The 15,000-nt window shown below is 73.2% G+C and carries 9 protein-coding genes; 5 read left to right on the plus strand and 4 right to left on the minus strand.

Features of this window, described 5'->3' with window-relative positions; genetic code table 11:
- The first annotated feature begins 94 nt into the window (after positions 1-94).
- Positions 95-538, plus strand: a complete 444-nt coding sequence (locus PZE19_RS15600; RefSeq protein ID WP_277861558.1) for a nucleoside deaminase — start codon at positions 95-97, stop codon at positions 536-538.
- 89 nt (positions 539-627) lie between these two features.
- On the opposite strand, the gene PZE19_RS15605 is transcribed toward PZE19_RS15600, so the two are convergent.
- Both PZE19_RS15605 and PZE19_RS15610 read right to left on the minus strand, forming a co-directional pair.
- Positions 628-975 (minus strand): DUF1493 family protein, encoded by a 348-nt coding sequence (locus PZE19_RS15605; protein ID WP_277861559.1) that lies wholly within the window; start codon positions 973-975, stop codon positions 628-630.
- Between the two features lie 158 nt (positions 976-1,133).
- Positions 1,134-3,191, minus strand: a complete 2,058-nt coding sequence (locus tag PZE19_RS15610; RefSeq protein ID WP_277861560.1) for a hypothetical protein — start codon at positions 3,189-3,191, stop codon at positions 1,134-1,136.
- A 241-nt stretch (positions 3,192-3,432) separates the two neighbouring features.
- On the opposite strand from PZE19_RS15610, the gene PZE19_RS15615 reads away from it, so the two are divergent.
- From PZE19_RS15615 to PZE19_RS15625, 3 genes are all read left to right on the plus strand, one after another.
- Complete coding sequence (locus PZE19_RS15615; protein ID WP_277861561.1) at positions 3,433-3,975, plus strand: ECF-type sigma factor; 543 nt, start codon at positions 3,433-3,435, stop codon at positions 3,973-3,975.
- A 103-nt stretch (positions 3,976-4,078) separates the two neighbouring features.
- The gene (locus tag PZE19_RS15620) at positions 4,079-6,232 is read left to right on the plus strand and encodes a calcium-binding protein (protein WP_277861562.1); all 2,154 of its coding nucleotides are present in this window, start codon (positions 4,079-4,081) and stop codon (positions 6,230-6,232) included.
- 109 nt (positions 6,233-6,341) lie between these two features.
- Positions 6,342-9,380, plus strand: coding sequence for a serine/threonine-protein kinase (locus PZE19_RS15625; protein WP_277861563.1), 3,039 nt, complete (start codon positions 6,342-6,344; stop codon positions 9,378-9,380).
- Positions 9,381-9,401: 21 nt separating this feature from the next.
- On the opposite strand, the gene PZE19_RS15630 is transcribed toward PZE19_RS15625, so the two are convergent.
- Together PZE19_RS15630 and PZE19_RS15635 are read right to left on the minus strand one after the other, a co-directional pair.
- Positions 9,402-10,307, minus strand: a complete 906-nt coding sequence (locus PZE19_RS15630) for a MotA/TolQ/ExbB proton channel family protein (RefSeq protein ID WP_277861564.1) — start codon at positions 10,305-10,307, stop codon at positions 9,402-9,404.
- Positions 10,308-10,401: 94 nt separating this feature from the next.
- Positions 10,402-13,548, minus strand: coding sequence for a tetratricopeptide repeat protein (locus PZE19_RS15635; protein WP_277861565.1), 3,147 nt, complete (start codon positions 13,546-13,548; stop codon positions 10,402-10,404).
- 584 nt (positions 13,549-14,132) lie between these two features.
- Between PZE19_RS15635 and PZE19_RS15640 the strand changes: the two genes are divergently transcribed.
- The gene (locus PZE19_RS15640) at positions 14,133-14,813 is read left to right on the plus strand and encodes a hypothetical protein (protein ID WP_277861566.1); all 681 of its coding nucleotides are present in this window, start codon (positions 14,133-14,135) and stop codon (positions 14,811-14,813) included.
- Positions 14,814-15,000 lie beyond the last annotated feature (187 nt).

Genomic DNA, 15,000 nt, shown 5'->3' on the forward strand with positions numbered 1-15,000 from the left:
CTAGGCTCCCCTCACTCTTACGCACGAGGCCGCGCCCGGTTTACAACGAAGTGGACGCACGAATCGATCAAGCACGACCAAGGGAGTCGAGAGGATGTCGGACGACCACGAACGCTTCATGCGACGCTGCCTCCAACTGGCGGCGACGGCACGCGACCGCGGCGACACCCCGGTCGGCGGCGTCGTCGCGCTTGACGGCGTGATCCTCGGCGAAGGGGCCGAGACCTTGCCCACAGGACGCTCCGTCACCGGCCATGCCGAGATCCTCGCCTGTCAGGCGGCGCTCGATGCGACGGGTCGCAGGGACCTCGCCGCGGCGGTCCTCTACACGACCGCCGAGCCGTGCTTCATGTGCGCGTATGTCATCCGTCAGCTTCGCATCAGCCTCGTCGTGTACGGATTGGAAACCCCGGCCGTCGGGGGCGTCACTTCGATTCATCCGATCCTGACCGATCCGGCGCTCGACGACTGGCGGCCGGCGCCGGCGGTGATCGGCGGAGTCATGCGTGAGGAGTGTGGGCGGCTGAAGGTGAGATGAGCGTCGCCCGGATTTGCACGTCGGAGGCGAGCAAGAATAACCTGGTGAATTCCGATATGGCTATTCGGGCCGTGAGATAACAACAGACGCTACTTGAGCCATGTCTCTTGTTCGGCGGCTTCGATCAAATCCCCGATCGTGATGGCAGAGAGCCCCCATAGGTCATGGGGGTCCTTTCGAAGCAGGAATTCCTGTATGAAAGCATAGACAAACGTGAATGGAGTTCCGCCCGCTTCCGGTCCGAAGTGCTTCGACGCATCAAACCCGGATAGATCGACCTCGAATTCCTTGCCGAACGCCTCGATCAACTCCCAGCCGTCTTCACCATCGATGCCCAGATCGGCGAGGAGAGTAGTCCGAAGGCTGAAGCGGGCAGGATGGGTCGCCAATTCTTTCGCCAAGAATTCCTTCACCCTGGTTTCGAGACCGGCATCCATCGGGCACCTCTACTTTACGGATCTAAGGCAGTTGCAGGCTCGTCGGGGGGAACGACGATTCTCGCAATCAGATCCGCTTGGACCGTTTTTCACCAGGTTATTGTTGCCCAACCCCGTCGGCCTCGACGACCGTCCGTGCCCCGTGAGCCGGGGGGGTTCTACGGCCGCCCAGGCGCGACCGGCGCGTCGAGGTCCGGGGCGGGGTCGGGGAGCGGTTCGTCGTCGAGGTCTTCGGGGAGGCTCGGCTTGTCGTAGAGGCGGAGGTAGCGGTAGTAGACTTCCAGGGTCAGGGCGGCGAGGGTGGTGCAGTAGATGCGGCCGCCGCGGGCGCCGTAGACGCTGTCGTCGGGGTCCCAACTCCCGGCCTGATGGCCCGCGGTGCGCTGGAGCGAGACCAGGCGGTTGCGGACGCGGTCGTTCCACTGGGCCCAGGGGCGGCCGCCGTGCTGGTACATGGCGAGCGTGGCGTAGTACCAGTAATAGACGTTCGTGCCGCCCTTGTCGGACTCGTGCTTGAGCAGGTAGGCGGCGGCCTCGGAGCTGGCGGGGCCGGGTCCGCCGAGGCCGAGGAACTGGCGGCAGGCCCAGGCCTCGGCGGTCATCGTCGGCGTGACGCCCTCCCAGGGCTGATACTTGCCGAGCCCCTTGGCGTCGCCGTCGGCCACCCGTTCGAGCCAGGTCGCGGCCCCCTTCTCCAGCGACGCCTGGTCGGCGATCGGCACGCCGATCTCGCGGGCCGACTTCAACGCCATGACGACCCAGCCCAGGATGCTCGTGTCGCCGGCGGGAGCGCCGGGGGCGTACCGCCACGAGAGCCCGTCGCGGGCGCGGGAGCGGCCCAGAAACCCCACGGCGCGCTCGGCCCCGGTTCGCAAGCGGTCGTCGAGCGACAGGGCGTAGGCCTCGCAGAGGGCGAGCGTGGCCATCGCGTGGCAGTACATGCCGACGGTCTTGCTGACGCCCCGCAGGTCGCCGTCGGGCTTCTGCTGGCGGAGCAGGAAACCCAGGCCCTTCGAAACGGTCGCGGCGTACTTCCCCTCCTTGTGCGTGTAGCCGGCGCCGAGGTAGGTCAAGAGGGCCAGCGCCGTCAGGCCCGTGTCGGCCTCCCAGTAGGCGCACTCGCCGAAGCAGGTCTGGCCGGCGGGGCAGTGGACGGTGTAGTCGTCGTCGCCCTCGACGACCTCGCCGTCCTCGAAGCGGGCGGTGCCGCCGTCCCAGCGGCCGTCGGCGTCCTGGTGCCGCGCCAGCCAGTCGAGCGCGCGCTCGACGGCCTGCTCGCTGGCGGGGCTTGCGCCCGCGCGCTGGGCCCGCGCCGAGCGGTCGGCGTCGAGCCGCGAGCGGTAGATCCTGGGGACCTCGGTGATCGGCGCGCGGGGCGTCGCCGACAGGTCGGCCAGCGGCGGGGCGGCGGGACGCGCCGGGGCCGGGCGGGGCGTCGCCAGGGCGAGCGGCGGGAGCGCGGGCTGCTCGGCCGGCGACTCGGCCTTCGCGGCCTCCGGCCGGGTCCGCGGCCGGCTCGTGCGGATCCGCGCGTCGCCCGCCAGGGGCACGTTGCCTCGCGGCGATTCGGCTTCCGGGGCCGGTTCGGGCGCGGGGACGTCGGGGGCGTTGAGCGTCTCGTCGCCGACCGCCGCGATGGCTTCGGGCGGCTGCGGCGTGGCGTCGGCGGGCCTCGGCGCCTCCTCGGGGGCGCTCGGTTGCGGGACCGCCGGCGCGGCGGGGGACGCCCCTTCGATGGCCAGCGGCGGCGGCCGCGTCGGCTCGGGGATCGCCGCGGCGGGCGCCGGCTCGGGACGCGCCGCGTCGACCCGAGGCGCGGCGAGGTCGACGGGCTCGTCGAGCCGGTCCACCGGGGCGGGGCCGGAGCGCGCGGGGCGGCCCGCGAGCGAGGCGAACGGCAGGATCTCGGCCGAGGCCCCGGCCGTCTCGGGATCGGCGACGGGCGAGACGCGGATGCGGCGGATGTGGTCCTCGCCGTCGTCCTCGGCCCGCTGCGGGTTGAGCGCCCGCATGACGGCCGGCACGCTGCTGCCGCCCAGCAGGAGGGCGGCGTGGGCGGCGATCGACATCGCCAGGCACTTGCGGATCGCCTGCCGCGAGCCCCAGCTCACCCAGACCAGGATCGCCAGCATCAGGCAGCCCAGCGCCACGAGCGCCCAGGCGCCGAGGTCGGCCTTCAGCAGGAGCAGGAACGATTCCAGGTCCAGTCCGGTCATCGGCTCACGCCTCGTCTCGCCTCGGGGATCGCGGGACGTCCCTCCCCCGCCTGGTGCCAGCATAGTCGAAACGGGCGTATTCCGCACGCCGACCGCCCCACACGGGCCGAATCGCCCGCAAGGCCCTCGGCGCGGCGATCCTCCCCGCCCCGATTTCCCTGCCGGGAGAGTTTAGGAAAGTTAAGTTGCGGCGCGTCGCGCCGGGAATAGAATCGGCGGCATGTGCGAAGACTCTTCACCCGTGGATGCCGCCGACGGCGATCGGCGGACGGCCGCCGACCTCTTCCCGCTCGTCTACGCCGAGCTGCGGCGGCTGGCCGCCGCCCGGATGGCCGGGCAGGCCGCGGGGCGCACCCTGGACGCGACGGCGCTCGTCCACGAGGCGTACATCCGGCTGGTGGGCCCGGCCGACGGCCCCCGGTGGGCCGACCGGAGCCACTTCTTCGCCGCGGCGGCCGAGGCCATGCGGCACATCCTCGTCGATCGCGCCCGCCGCCGGAACGCCCTCAAGCGGGGCGGCGCGGTCGCCCGGATCGACCTCCCCGAGGACGCCCTGGCCGCCCCCGACCACCGTGGCGACGCCGAGCTGATCGCAGTCGACGAGGCCCTCGACCGCCTCGCCGAGGCCGACCCCCAGGCGGCCGAGCTGGTCAAGCTGCGGTACTTCGCCGGCATGAGCATCCCCGACGCGGCCGACGCCCTGGGGATCGCCCCCCGCACGGCCGACCGCCTCTGGGCCTACGCCCGCGCCTGGCTCCGCACGGCCGTCGGCGAGGGTAGGTGAAAATCCCGAAATCTTTCGGAGGACCTGGCGCGGTTTCCCGCCGGACTGCGTGTCCGGGGATGACGGGCCGACATCCGGCCCGACAACCAGGGAGACCTCTTCAATGTCAGCCGAGTCCGTCCGCAGCAAGTCGCGCCGCTGGTCCTTCCCCGCGCCGGCGAGCCGCCGCCGTCCCAAGGTCGCCCGGACCTGGTCCGGCTACGACCTCCTCGAGACCCGCATCGTCCCGGCCGCCTACATCTGGGGGGGCGTCCTCATGGTCGAGGGCACCCAGGCCGCCGACGTCGTCACCATCCAGGACATCAACCCCAACAGCGCCGCGGGCCAGATCAAGGTGACGATCAACGGGACGGCCCAGTCCTTCTCACGCTCGCAGATCACCGCGCGGCAGGTCAACTTCCAGGGCTTCGGCGGCAACGACAACCTCAACGCCTCGGGCCTGGTCACGATGCCGATCACGGCCGACGGCGGGGCGGGGAACGACATCCTCTTCGGCGGCGCGGGCGCCGACGTCCTCTCCGGCGGGGCGAACGACGACCAGATCTACGGCCTCGGCGGCAACGACCTCATCTACGGCAACGACGGGGCCGACAAGGTCTGGGGCGGCCTCGGCGACGACTTCGCCTTCGGCGGCGAGGGGAACGACACCCTGAATGGAGAGGCCGACAACGACCAGCTCTACGGCGAGGGCGGCGACGACACGATCTACGGCGGCGACGGCGCCGACACCGTCATGGGCGACAGCGCCGCGCAGCCGTGGGGCGGGACCGGCAACGACGTCATCTACGGCGGCGAGGGCGACGACTCGCTCGCCGGCCAGGGCGGCAACGACCAGATCGCCGGCGACGGCGGTTCGGACAGCATCCTCGGCAACGACGGCCACGACCAGCTCTGGGGCGACGACCGCAACGACCCGTGGGCCGGGAACTCCAGCGACGGGCTCTTCGGCGGGGCGGGCGACGACTACCTGAACGGCGGCGGCGGCAACGACGGCCTGTACGGCGAGATGGGCTCCGACGTCCTGTTCGGCTACGCCGGCAGCGACTCGCTCTGGGGAGACAACTACGGAAACGCCTGGGGCGACGAGGGGAACGACTACCTCTACGGCGGCGACGGCAACGACGTCCTGGCCGGGGAGGGCGGCAGCGACTTCCTGTCCGGCGACCTCGGGGCCGACTACCTGTACGGCGGCTCCCATAATGACACGCTCTGGGGCGACGTCTACTACGATCCGGCGGGCGGCTGGGAGCAGGACCACCTCTACGGCGGGACCGAGGACGACACGCTGTACGGCCAGGGCGGCGACGACGTCCTGTCCGGCGAGATCGGGTCGGACCTCCTGGTCGGGGGCTTTGGCAACGACACCCTGGCGGGCGACGACTTCGGGGCCGAGCCGTGGCGCGACGTCATCTTCGGCGGGGCCGGGAACGACTACCTCCTGGGCAACGGCGGCAACGACGAGCTGTCCGGCGACCTCGGCTCCGACACGATCTATGGCGGCGACGGCAACGACACGATCTGGGGCGACGAGCGGTACGACCCCAACGGCGGCTGGGAGGGCGACGTCATCTTCGGCGGCGAAGGCGACGACACGCTCGCCGGCCAGGGCGGAAACGACTCCATATTCGGCGAGGGCGGGTCGGACGTCGTGTATGGGAACGAAGGCCACGACACGATGTACGGTGACTCCTACAGCCACACGGGGGTCGGCGGCGCCGACTGGATCTTCGGCGGGGGCGGGACCGACCAGCTCTACGGCGGCGGCGGCGGCGACGTCCTGTACGGCGAGATGGGGTCGGACTACCTCGTCGGGGGCGACGGCAACGACTACCTCTGGGGCGACAACCACGGCAACGCCTGGGGCGACGAGGGGGACGACACCCTCTACGGCGGCAAGGGCCGCGACGAGCTCTACGGCGAGGGCGGGCACGACCAACTCTACGGCGAAGACGGCGACGACTACCTGTTCGCCGGCTACTTCGACTCGCGAGAGACGATGACCGGCGGCTCGGGCGCCGACACGTTCGTGATCCTCCTGAGGGAGGACGGGCAGCTCGAAGACTACGTCCGAGACTTCGGGAGCGGCGACAGGAGGCACATCTTCCAGGTGCGTTCGTCGCTGACCGCCCAGTCCTCCGTCGCCCCGTCGGCGAAGTCCTCGGCCCCGCCCGAGCCGGTGGAGGCGGCCCTGGCCGAGCTGTATCGTCTGAGCGAGGGGCGCTCCAAGCGGGCCGGCGTCAGCTCGCTGTTCTCCTGACCGCGGCGGGAGGGACGCCGCGAGGCGTCCCTCCCCGATCGGCCCGGGGGCGTATCCCGGCCGCACCATCATCCTCCGTCCGATCTCAACCCCGACCCCGGACGCCGACATGAGCGAACGCACCATCTTCCTGGCCGCCGTCGAGATCCCCGACCCGGCCGCCCGCGCGGCCTACCTGGACGAGGCCTGCGGGGACGACGCGAGCCTCCGGGGCCGGGTCGAGGAGCTGCTCTCAGCCCACGACGCGGAGGGGAGCTTCATGGCCCGTCCGGCCGCGGAGCAATATCTGGAGGGGACCGTCTCCGGCTTCCCTCCCGACGCGGCGGATCCGGAGTCGAGCCTCGTGGGGACCCACCTCGCCGGCCGCTACGTGCTGGGACCGGAGATCGGCAGCGGCGGCATGGGGACGGTCCATCGGGCCGAGCAGCTCCGGCCGGTCAAGCGGTCGGTGGCCGTCAAGCTGGTCAACCCCGGGATGGATTCGCGGACGGTCCTGGCCCGGTTCGAGGCCGAGCGCCAGGCCCTGGCGCTGATGGACCACCCCAACATCGCCAAGGTCCTGGACGCGGGCGCGACGCCCGACGGCCGGCCGTTCTTCGTCATGGAGCTGGTCAACGGCGTCCCCCTCGGCCGCTACTGCGACGCGCGGCGGCTGGCCGTCGCCGACCGGCTCGACCTCTTCCGCCAGATCTGCGGGGCGGTGCAGCACGCCCACCAGAAGGGGGTCGTCCACCGCGACCTCAAGCCGTCGAACGTCCTGGTCGAGGACCACGGCGGCAGGCCGACGCCGAAGGTCATCGACTTCGGGCTGGCCAAGGCCGTCGGCGGGACCGTCCTCACCGAGGAGACCCTGTTCACCGCCCACGGCTCGATCGCCGGGACGCCGCTCTACATGGCCCCGGAGCAGACGGGTCCGGCCGCCGGCGACGTCGACACCCGGGCCGACGTCTACGCGCTCGGGGCGATCCTCTACGAACTCCTGACCGGGACGACGCCCATCGATCGGACCCTCCTCAAGCGGACCGCGCTGACCGAGGTGCTGCGGGTGATCCGGGAGGACGACCCGCCGGCCCCGAGTCGTCGGCTGGCCTCGGGCGACCCCCTGCCGACCGTCGCCGCCGACCGCCGGACGGATCCGGGCCGGCTCGTCCGGCTGGTCCGCGGGGACCTCGATTGGGTCGTGCTGAAGGCCCTGGAGAAGGACCGCGGCCGGCGCTACGAGTCGGCCGACGCGCTCTCGGCCGACGTCGAGCGGTTCCTGAACCACGAGCCCGTCTCGGCCGGCCCGCCGACCGCCGTCTACCGGGCGCGCAAGTTCGTCCGCCGGAACCGGACGGCGGTCTTCGCCGCGGGGCTGGTCCTGCTCGCGCTGGTGGCGGGGATCGTCGGGACGACCTGGGGGCTGGTCCGGGAGGCCGCCCAGCGGGGCCGGGCCGAGCGGGCCACCGACCGGGCGTTCCAGGCCCTCGACGTGCTGACCGAGGACGCGCTCGAAGGGCTGCTCGGCCGGCAGGCGTCGTGGGGCGACCGCGAGCGGGCGTTCCTCGGGCGGGTGCGCGACCAGTTCGAACGGCTGGCGGCGGCCGAGGGTGACGCCGACGCGATCCGGCGCGTGCGAGCCGCCGCCCGGCTCCGGCTGGGTTCGATCCAGGCCCTCTTCGGCGACGCGAAGGCCGCCGAGGCCGACTACCGCGCGGCGATCGACGCGTTCGGCCGGCTGGCCGATCGGTCCTCCCGGGCCAACGCGGCCCAGGCCGGCCGGCGGCTCGGCGACCTTCTGGAGACGCACGGCCGGCCGGCCGACGCCCAGGCCGAGTTCGCCCGCGCGGCGGCCGCTTACGACCGGCTGACGGTCGAATTTCCGGCGGATCCGGCCTACCGTCTGGGGGCCGCCCTGGTCCGGAACGACGCCGGGTGGGGCCGCATCGAGATGGGCGCGTTCGAGGCCGCCGAGGACGACTGCCGCGACGCCGCCGCACGGCTCGGCGAGCTGGCCACGGCCGATCCGACCAACCTCCTCTACCCCTCGGAGAGGGCCCGCGCCCTGCACAACCTGTACACGGTCCTCCGCCGGACCGGCCGGGCGGCCGAGGCCGCGCGGACGCTCGACGAGGCCGTGACCCTGCTCCGGGAGGCCGACGCCCGGGGCAAGGACCCGCGGATCAAGCTCGCCCTCGGCAAGGCCCTCCAGAGCCGGGTCGCCCTCCTCATCGACGGCGGCGACCTGGCCGGGGCCGAGCCGATCCAGCGCGAAGTGATCGCCCTCCACGCCGCGCTCGCGGCCGACTACCCGGCCGCACCCGAGCATCGCCACGAGCTGGCCCGCGGGCAACTCAACCTGGGCATGCTTTACGTGAGGCTCGGCCGGCCCGAGGCGGCCGTCGCGGCCTATCGGGACGCAGCATCCACGACCCTGCGGCTGAGCGACGATTTCCCTGCGGTGGCCCCATACCGGCAACTGCTCGCCCGCGCCCGGCTGAACATGGCGGAGCAGTTGGCGCTCGAAGACAAGAACGAGGAGGCCGAGGCGTTGCTGGCCGCGGCCCTGCCGTTGGTCGAGCGGCTGCATGCCGAGGCCCCCGGGTCGCCGGCATACCTGACCGGCCTGGTCGCGACCCTCGTCCGGATGGGGGCGGTGGCCGAGGCCCGGAAGGACTATCCGCGGGCCTTGGCCTACCTGGAGCGGGCCGACCGGCTCCGGGCCGAAACGCCCGGCCTCCTGGCCCGCGACCCGGCCGGGCCCCTGGCCGAGGAATCGCTGCTCACCTACCTGTCGCAGGTCCGACTCGACCTCGGGGACCACGCGGCGGCGGTCGTCTCGGCCGACGAGCTGGCCGGGCTCGCGGGGCCGAACAAGGCGCTCAGCGCCTACAACGCCGGCTGCTATTATTCCCGCGCCTCGGCCCTGGCGGCGAAGGACCCGGCCCTGCCGCCGGATCGCCGGTCCGCCCTGGCCGAGGAATACGCTTTGCGGGCCGTCGCCCACCTTCGCACGGCCTTCTCGCGGGGCTTCCACGACAGGGACCTGATCACCAACGACGCCGACCTGGCCCCGCTCCGGGATCGACGCGACTTCCAGGACGTCATGACCCGCCTGCCCCCCGTGCAGGCGGATCGACCGGCCGACGCCCCGGATCGCCCTCGATAGGCGGCCGCGCGCCATGCGGCGTCAGGCCCCGGCCGAGGGCTCGTCGCGCGGTCGGCGGGGACTCGACTCGCGGACCGGGACCGCGACGGACGGCCGGCGCTCGACGATCGGCTCGCCGAGGCGGATGTGGGGCGTGGGGGAGTGCGACGGGAAGGTCGGCGCCGCGACGGCGGTGGTCATCGCGACGGCGTCGATCGTCTCGGCCCCGAGCCGGTCGAGCGCCGCGCCCAGGCGTTCGACGCGGGTCGACAGCAGGTCGTTGAACACCATCGCCGCCACGCCCACGGCCACGCCGAAGGTCAGGGGGCCGAGCGCGTCGGCCAGCGCGGCCGCGGAGGGCGACGCGTCGCCGGCCTGGCGCAGCAGCCGGTCGGCGGCCATCAGCGCCCCCAGCAGGCCCAGCAGCGGGGCCAGGACGGCGATCCGCCGCAGCGTGTCGACGTTGCGCCGGAGCTGTTCCGACTCCCAGCGATGCGCGAGACCCACCGCGCGCTCCAGGTCGGCCGCCGGCCGTCCCCAGCGGCGGACCGCGGCCAGCGCGACGCGAGCGGCGGGGCTGGGGTGCATCTCGCAGTAGTCGAGCGCCTTGCCGCCGTCGAGCCGGCCCTCGTGCAGACGGTCCAGGAACCGGACGAGGAAGTCGTTCGGGATCACGGCCCGCCGCCGCAGCCGGAAGAGCCGCTCCAGCGTCACGCAAGCGCCCAGCACGACGCAGGCCCCGAGCCCGCCCCAGGCCATCCGCTCGCCCGGCGGCGTCCGCTCATACCAAACCAGCACGTCGCCCGCCGCCCTCGCCAGCCTGCGCTGGACCTCCACGGACAGGTCGACGCCCGCCTCGCCCCCGAACGCCGCCGGCGCCGCCGCCAGCAGCACGATCCCGATCAGGCCCGACGCGACGGCCGGCCCGCGACGACTCATCAAGCTCATGGACGGGTTCCTTCCCTGGGACGTGGATGGTGTGTCGGCCTCGATCCTGGAGAGCCTTCTCCCGGCGGGAGAACGACGATCGCGGCCCGGCCGCTCACGGCTTCGTCCCGTGCTCGGCGAGGACCGCCGCGCGGCGGGCCTGGGCCTCGGCGGCGCAGGGATCTTCGGGGAATCGAGTTTTCAGGCGTTCATAGGTCTCGGCGGCCTCGCTCCATCGTCCGAGGCGTTCGTAGACCTTGCCGGCTTCGAGCAGGGCGGCGGCCTGGCGGCGCGGGGCGTCGTACAGGACGTCGACCTTGAGGAACTCCTTGAGGGCCTGGAGGAACTGCTCCTCGTGAAAGTACGCCTCGCCGCGCATGAGCTGGGCCTGGGCCGCCAGGTCGCCGGCCTTCCGCGAGTCGATCACCGCCTGGAAGGCGGCGCGGGCGTCGTTGGGCCGGGCCAGGCCCAGCAGCGCGCGGCCGCGGGCGAACTCGACCGGGTCGCGGGCGGCGGCGACGGTGATCGTCCCCTTGAGGCCGTCGGCCTCGTCGAGCGCGTCCTGCCAGCGCTTCAGGCCGAGCAGGCACTGCACGCGGCGCTCGCGCGCCAGCCGGAGCAAGTCCGGCGGGTCGCCGGCCGCGGCGGGCGCGGCGATCAGCTCGGCCAGGAGCTTCTCGGCGGGCTCGAACTGGTCCTGACGCAGCGCGGCCTCGGCGCGGAGGAGGCGGGCCTCGCGGATGCGGGGGCTCGCGGGGGCCTCGGCGATCAGGCGGTCGAGCGTCGCGGCGGCCCGCGGCCAGTCGCCCAGCTCGATCCGCGCCCGGCCGAGGCGGTAGAGCACGTCGGGCGCGAGCCGCTCGGCGAGCTTCGGCGCGGCGGGGCCCTCGGCGTCGACCAGCGGCGCGAGCAGCCGCACGACCTCCGCGTAGTCCTTCTTTTCGTTGGCCGACTCGGCGAGGTTGAACCGCGCGTCGGCCGCGAGCGGGCCCTCGGGGAAGGCGGCGAGCAGCTCGGCGAAGCTCCTGTCGGCCTCGTCGACCTTGCCGGCGTCGATCAGGGCCCAGCCTCGCTCGGCGAGCAGCGCGTCGATCGGCTGGCCGATCGCCTTGAGCCGCGCGCGGGCCTCGTCGCCGTCCAGGAGCTTGCCGAGCAGGTCGGCGGCGTCTTGCGGCCTGTCCTTCGCCAGCAGCCGCGCGCGGGCCAGGGCGGCGTGCAGGGCCGCGTCGAGCTTCGGGGCGCGGGCCTCGACCTGCTCGTAGGCCGCGAGCGACTCGTCGACCTTGCCCGAGGCCTCGACCGACCGGGCGCGTTCGAGGGCCAAGGCCGCGGCCTGGGACTCGTCGGCCGTGCGGGCGAGGATCGCGTCGAACGCCTTGGAGGCCGCCGCGGCGTCTCCTTGCTTCGCCAGGGCGCGGGCCAGTCCCAGCTCGGCCCGCTCCTTCAGGGCGGCCGGGAGCTTGGCGTCGGACGACTCGGCGAGCGGGCGGAACTGCTCGACGGCCTTCGGCAGGTCGCCGGCCTCGGCGAGGGCCTCGGCCAGGCGAAGGCGCGCCGGGGGGAGCGCGGGGCTTTCGGGGAATCGGGTCGCGAGCCGGCCGACGGCCGCGACGGCCTCGTCGCGCTTGCCCTGGCCCAGCAAGGCGGCCGTCTCGTGGGCGAGGGCGTGGTCGGCGACCTGGCCGTCGGGGGCGGCTTCGAGGTAGCGTTCGAACTCGGCCGAGGCCTCGGCGAATCGGCCGGCGTCCAGGTTGGCGCGGCCGAGGAGGAATGCGGCGTCGGCCGCCGTCTCCTTCTTCGACGACTTCGCCAGCGTCGCCAGCATGGCGTCGGCCTGCTCGCCCTTGCCGACGCCGCGATAGGCCTGGGCCAGCTCGTAGCGAGCGGCGTCGACGACCTCGGGCGAGGCTTCCGGGGGCTTCGACCCGTCGCCCAAAAGTCGTTCTAAGACGGCGATCGCGGCCTCGGGACGCTTGGCGGCCGTCGCGGCCTTCGCCTCGACGAGCTGGACGTCGGGGAGGAGCTTGCTGGCGGGAAACTTCGCGGCGAAGCCCTCCGCCAGCTTCTCGGCGGCGTCGTGATCGCCGGCCTCGTGCGCCAGCCGGACGGCCTCGAGCCAGGCGTCGTCGGCCCAGGGGTCGGACGGGGCCGTCTCGGCGACCTGCAGGAACCGCGCCCGCGCCTCGGGGCCGCGGCCGAGCGCGCGGAGGGCCTCGGCCGACCGGTAGAGCAAGGCCGGTGCGAGCGGCGATTTGGCGGCGCGGGGGACGGCGGCGTCGAGGATCTTCAGCGCGTCCTCGGCGCGGTTGCGGCGGAGGTCGACGCTCGCCGCGTCGAGGCTCGCCTCGATCGAGGCCGGCTCGGCCGCGTCGGCCGCCAGCGGGCGCAGGAGGTCGGCGGCCTCGTCGAGCCGGTCCAGCCGCATCAGGGCCTGGGCGCGGCGGAGCCGGGCCTCGGACTGGAGCGGGCCCGCGGCGGCGACCTGCGCGAGCGACTTCTCGGCGGCGTCGAACCGGCCGGCGGCCAGCTCGATCTTGCCGACCTGGAGCCGGGCCTTGTCGACCCACTCGGGCGGGTTGCGGCGGATCAATTCCGCCAGGACGTCGAGCGCCGGCTGGGGCTCGCCGGTCGCCGCGAGGGCCCGGCCCAGGCCGTAGCGGGCGCGGTCCGCCAGCCGAGCGTCCGGGAATCGCTTCAACGATTGTTCATAAGCGAGCCGGGCGGTCCCGGGGTCGTCGAGCGCCGAGAGGACGTCGCCCAGGTAGGTCCAGGCCGTCTCCAGGTTGGGGTGGTCGCCGGGCGTGGACGTGAACCGTTCCAGGGCCTCGCGGGCGGCGGGGAGGTCGCCGATCATGTACGACAGCTCGCCCAGCCGGTACCAGGCCGTCCGCGCCCGGGGATGCGCGGGGGCGCGGCGGATGAACTCCCGGAAGGCCTCGCGGGAATCCTGGTAGCGGCCCTGGAGCAGCCGGGCGCTCGCCAGGCCGAAGCGGGCGTCGTCGCCGTCGGGGGGTTGCGGGTCGGATTCCAGGAACTTCGCGTACTCGTCGGCGGCCAGGTCGTACTTCCGCTGGCGGAACAGTCCGTGCGCGAACCGCAGCGGCTCGGGCATCCGTCGCGCCGGCTCGGCGGGCTCCTGGCCGAGGGCGAGGCCGCCCATCGCGAGCGCGAGCAGCAGCGCCCACGCCGTGCGCCGGCTTTCGTGGCGTCGCCGCAGGCCTGCGGCCGTCCCGCCCTCCGTGTTCGAGACGAGGGAGACCAAAAGCCCCTCCCTTGCCCGGTCTCGCCCGATTCCAACGAACGAGCCCCGGGAGTACGTACTAGCTTCCGGGCGTAAAGTCACCATAATCGGGAACGACGGCCCGCCCCGCCCGGTCCCCCGCCGGCTCAGTCGCCGCGATGCACCCTGATTATCCTCGGTCCATCGCCCGGCTCAACCCTCCGCGGAAAACCGACGCCCCGCCCCTGGAGTTCCGACGCCGACCACACCTGTGAAATCGGCATGCTAGACTCAGGACACGAGGACCAACAACGGGACTTCCTCAGGGGGAGTTCAGGAGTCGTCGCCCGGCGAGGTCGCCGCCCGCAAGATCGGCCCCGACGGCGCATCTTTTGCATTCGACTAGGAAGCCTTGGGGATTTAGGGGATATGTTTTCTCGAAAATCCCTGAGGAAATGCTGGACTCGGCTTCGAGGTCGATATATTCTACTGAAAATTCGCAAAACGCCCAGAGCACGCAGTCGGTGATCTAGTATAGTTGCGTAAGCTCGGTCGCCCTTGCGGTGTTCCGAGGCGTCAGCGGGTCTTCAGCACCTTTTGATCCGGTTTCCGTGGAGATAGCAACAATGCTTCGCACTTCGTTGTTCGGCGCGGCCGTGGCCCTTGCGGCTACGTCGGCCTTCGCCCAGGCCCCTTCCAAGCAGGTGCCGACTTCGGTGGCCCCGGTGGCGCAGGCCCCGGCCGCCCCCGCCAAGTACGCCCCGGCCGCCGTGGCTCCCGTCGCGCAGGCCCCGGCCGCTCCCGCCAAGTACACGCCGGCCGCCGTCGCCCCCATGGCGCAGGCCCCGGCCGCCCCGGCCAAGTGGACGCCCGCCCCCGTGGCTCCCGTCGCGCAGGCCCCGGCCGCCCCCGCCAAGTACGCCCCGGCCGCCGTCGCCCCGGTCGCGCAGGCCCCGGCCGCTCCCGCCAAGTACGCCCCGGCCGCTGTCGCCCCCGTGGCGCAGGCCCCGGCCGCCCCGGCCAAGTACGCCCCGGCCGCGGTGGCTCCCGTCGCCCAGGCCCCGACCGTCCCGGGCAAGTACGCCCCGGCCGCCGTCTCGCCGGCCGGCCAGGCCCCGACCGTCCCGGGCAAGTACGCCCCGGCCGTCGCCCCGGCCCCCCAGGGTGAAGTCGCCGCTCCGGCCGCTCCCGCCCCGGCCCCGGCCGCTCCCGCGGCCCCGGCCGCCTCGGACGAGCCTCCTCCGGCTCCGGCCGCCCCTGCGGTCCCGACCCCCCCGGTCCCCACGCCCGAAGCCCCCAAGGCCTGAGCGAGCGGATCTCCACGAAGCGCTTTCGTCCCCGACCCTCATGGTCGGGGATTTTTTTTGCGCGCTGCCGTCAAGGAATTCGGCGATTCCCAGGACGGGACCATCGTGGACGACGCCGCCTCGAGGACGGGGGACCTCGCCCGACTGGTCAACGCCGCCGCCGGCCCCCTAGAATGGACGGGCGGCG

This window comes from Paludisphaera mucosa (genome assembly GCF_029589435.1).
Taxonomy (GTDB): domain Bacteria; phylum Planctomycetota; class Planctomycetia; order Isosphaerales; family Isosphaeraceae; genus Paludisphaera; species Paludisphaera mucosa.

Coding starts and splice junctions, on each gene's coding strand:
- PZE19_RS15630 (WP_277861564.1), bottom strand. CDS start 10,307: ATGAGCTTGATGAGTCGTCGCGGGCCGGCCGTCGCGTCGGGCCTGATC.
- PZE19_RS15600 (WP_277861558.1), top strand. CDS start 95: ATGTCGGACGACCACGAACGCTTCATGCGACGCTGCCTCCAACTGGCG.
- PZE19_RS15620 (WP_277861562.1), top strand. CDS start 4,079: ATGTCAGCCGAGTCCGTCCGCAGCAAGTCGCGCCGCTGGTCCTTCCCC.
- PZE19_RS15605 (WP_277861559.1), bottom strand. CDS start 975: ATGGATGCCGGTCTCGAAACCAGGGTGAAGGAATTCTTGGCGAAAGAA.
- PZE19_RS15640 (WP_277861566.1), top strand. CDS start 14,133: ATGCTTCGCACTTCGTTGTTCGGCGCGGCCGTGGCCCTTGCGGCTACG.
- PZE19_RS15625 (WP_277861563.1), top strand. CDS start 6,342: ATGAGCGAACGCACCATCTTCCTGGCCGCCGTCGAGATCCCCGACCCG.
- PZE19_RS15610 (WP_277861560.1), bottom strand. CDS start 3,191: ATGACCGGACTGGACCTGGAATCGTTCCTGCTCCTGCTGAAGGCCGAC.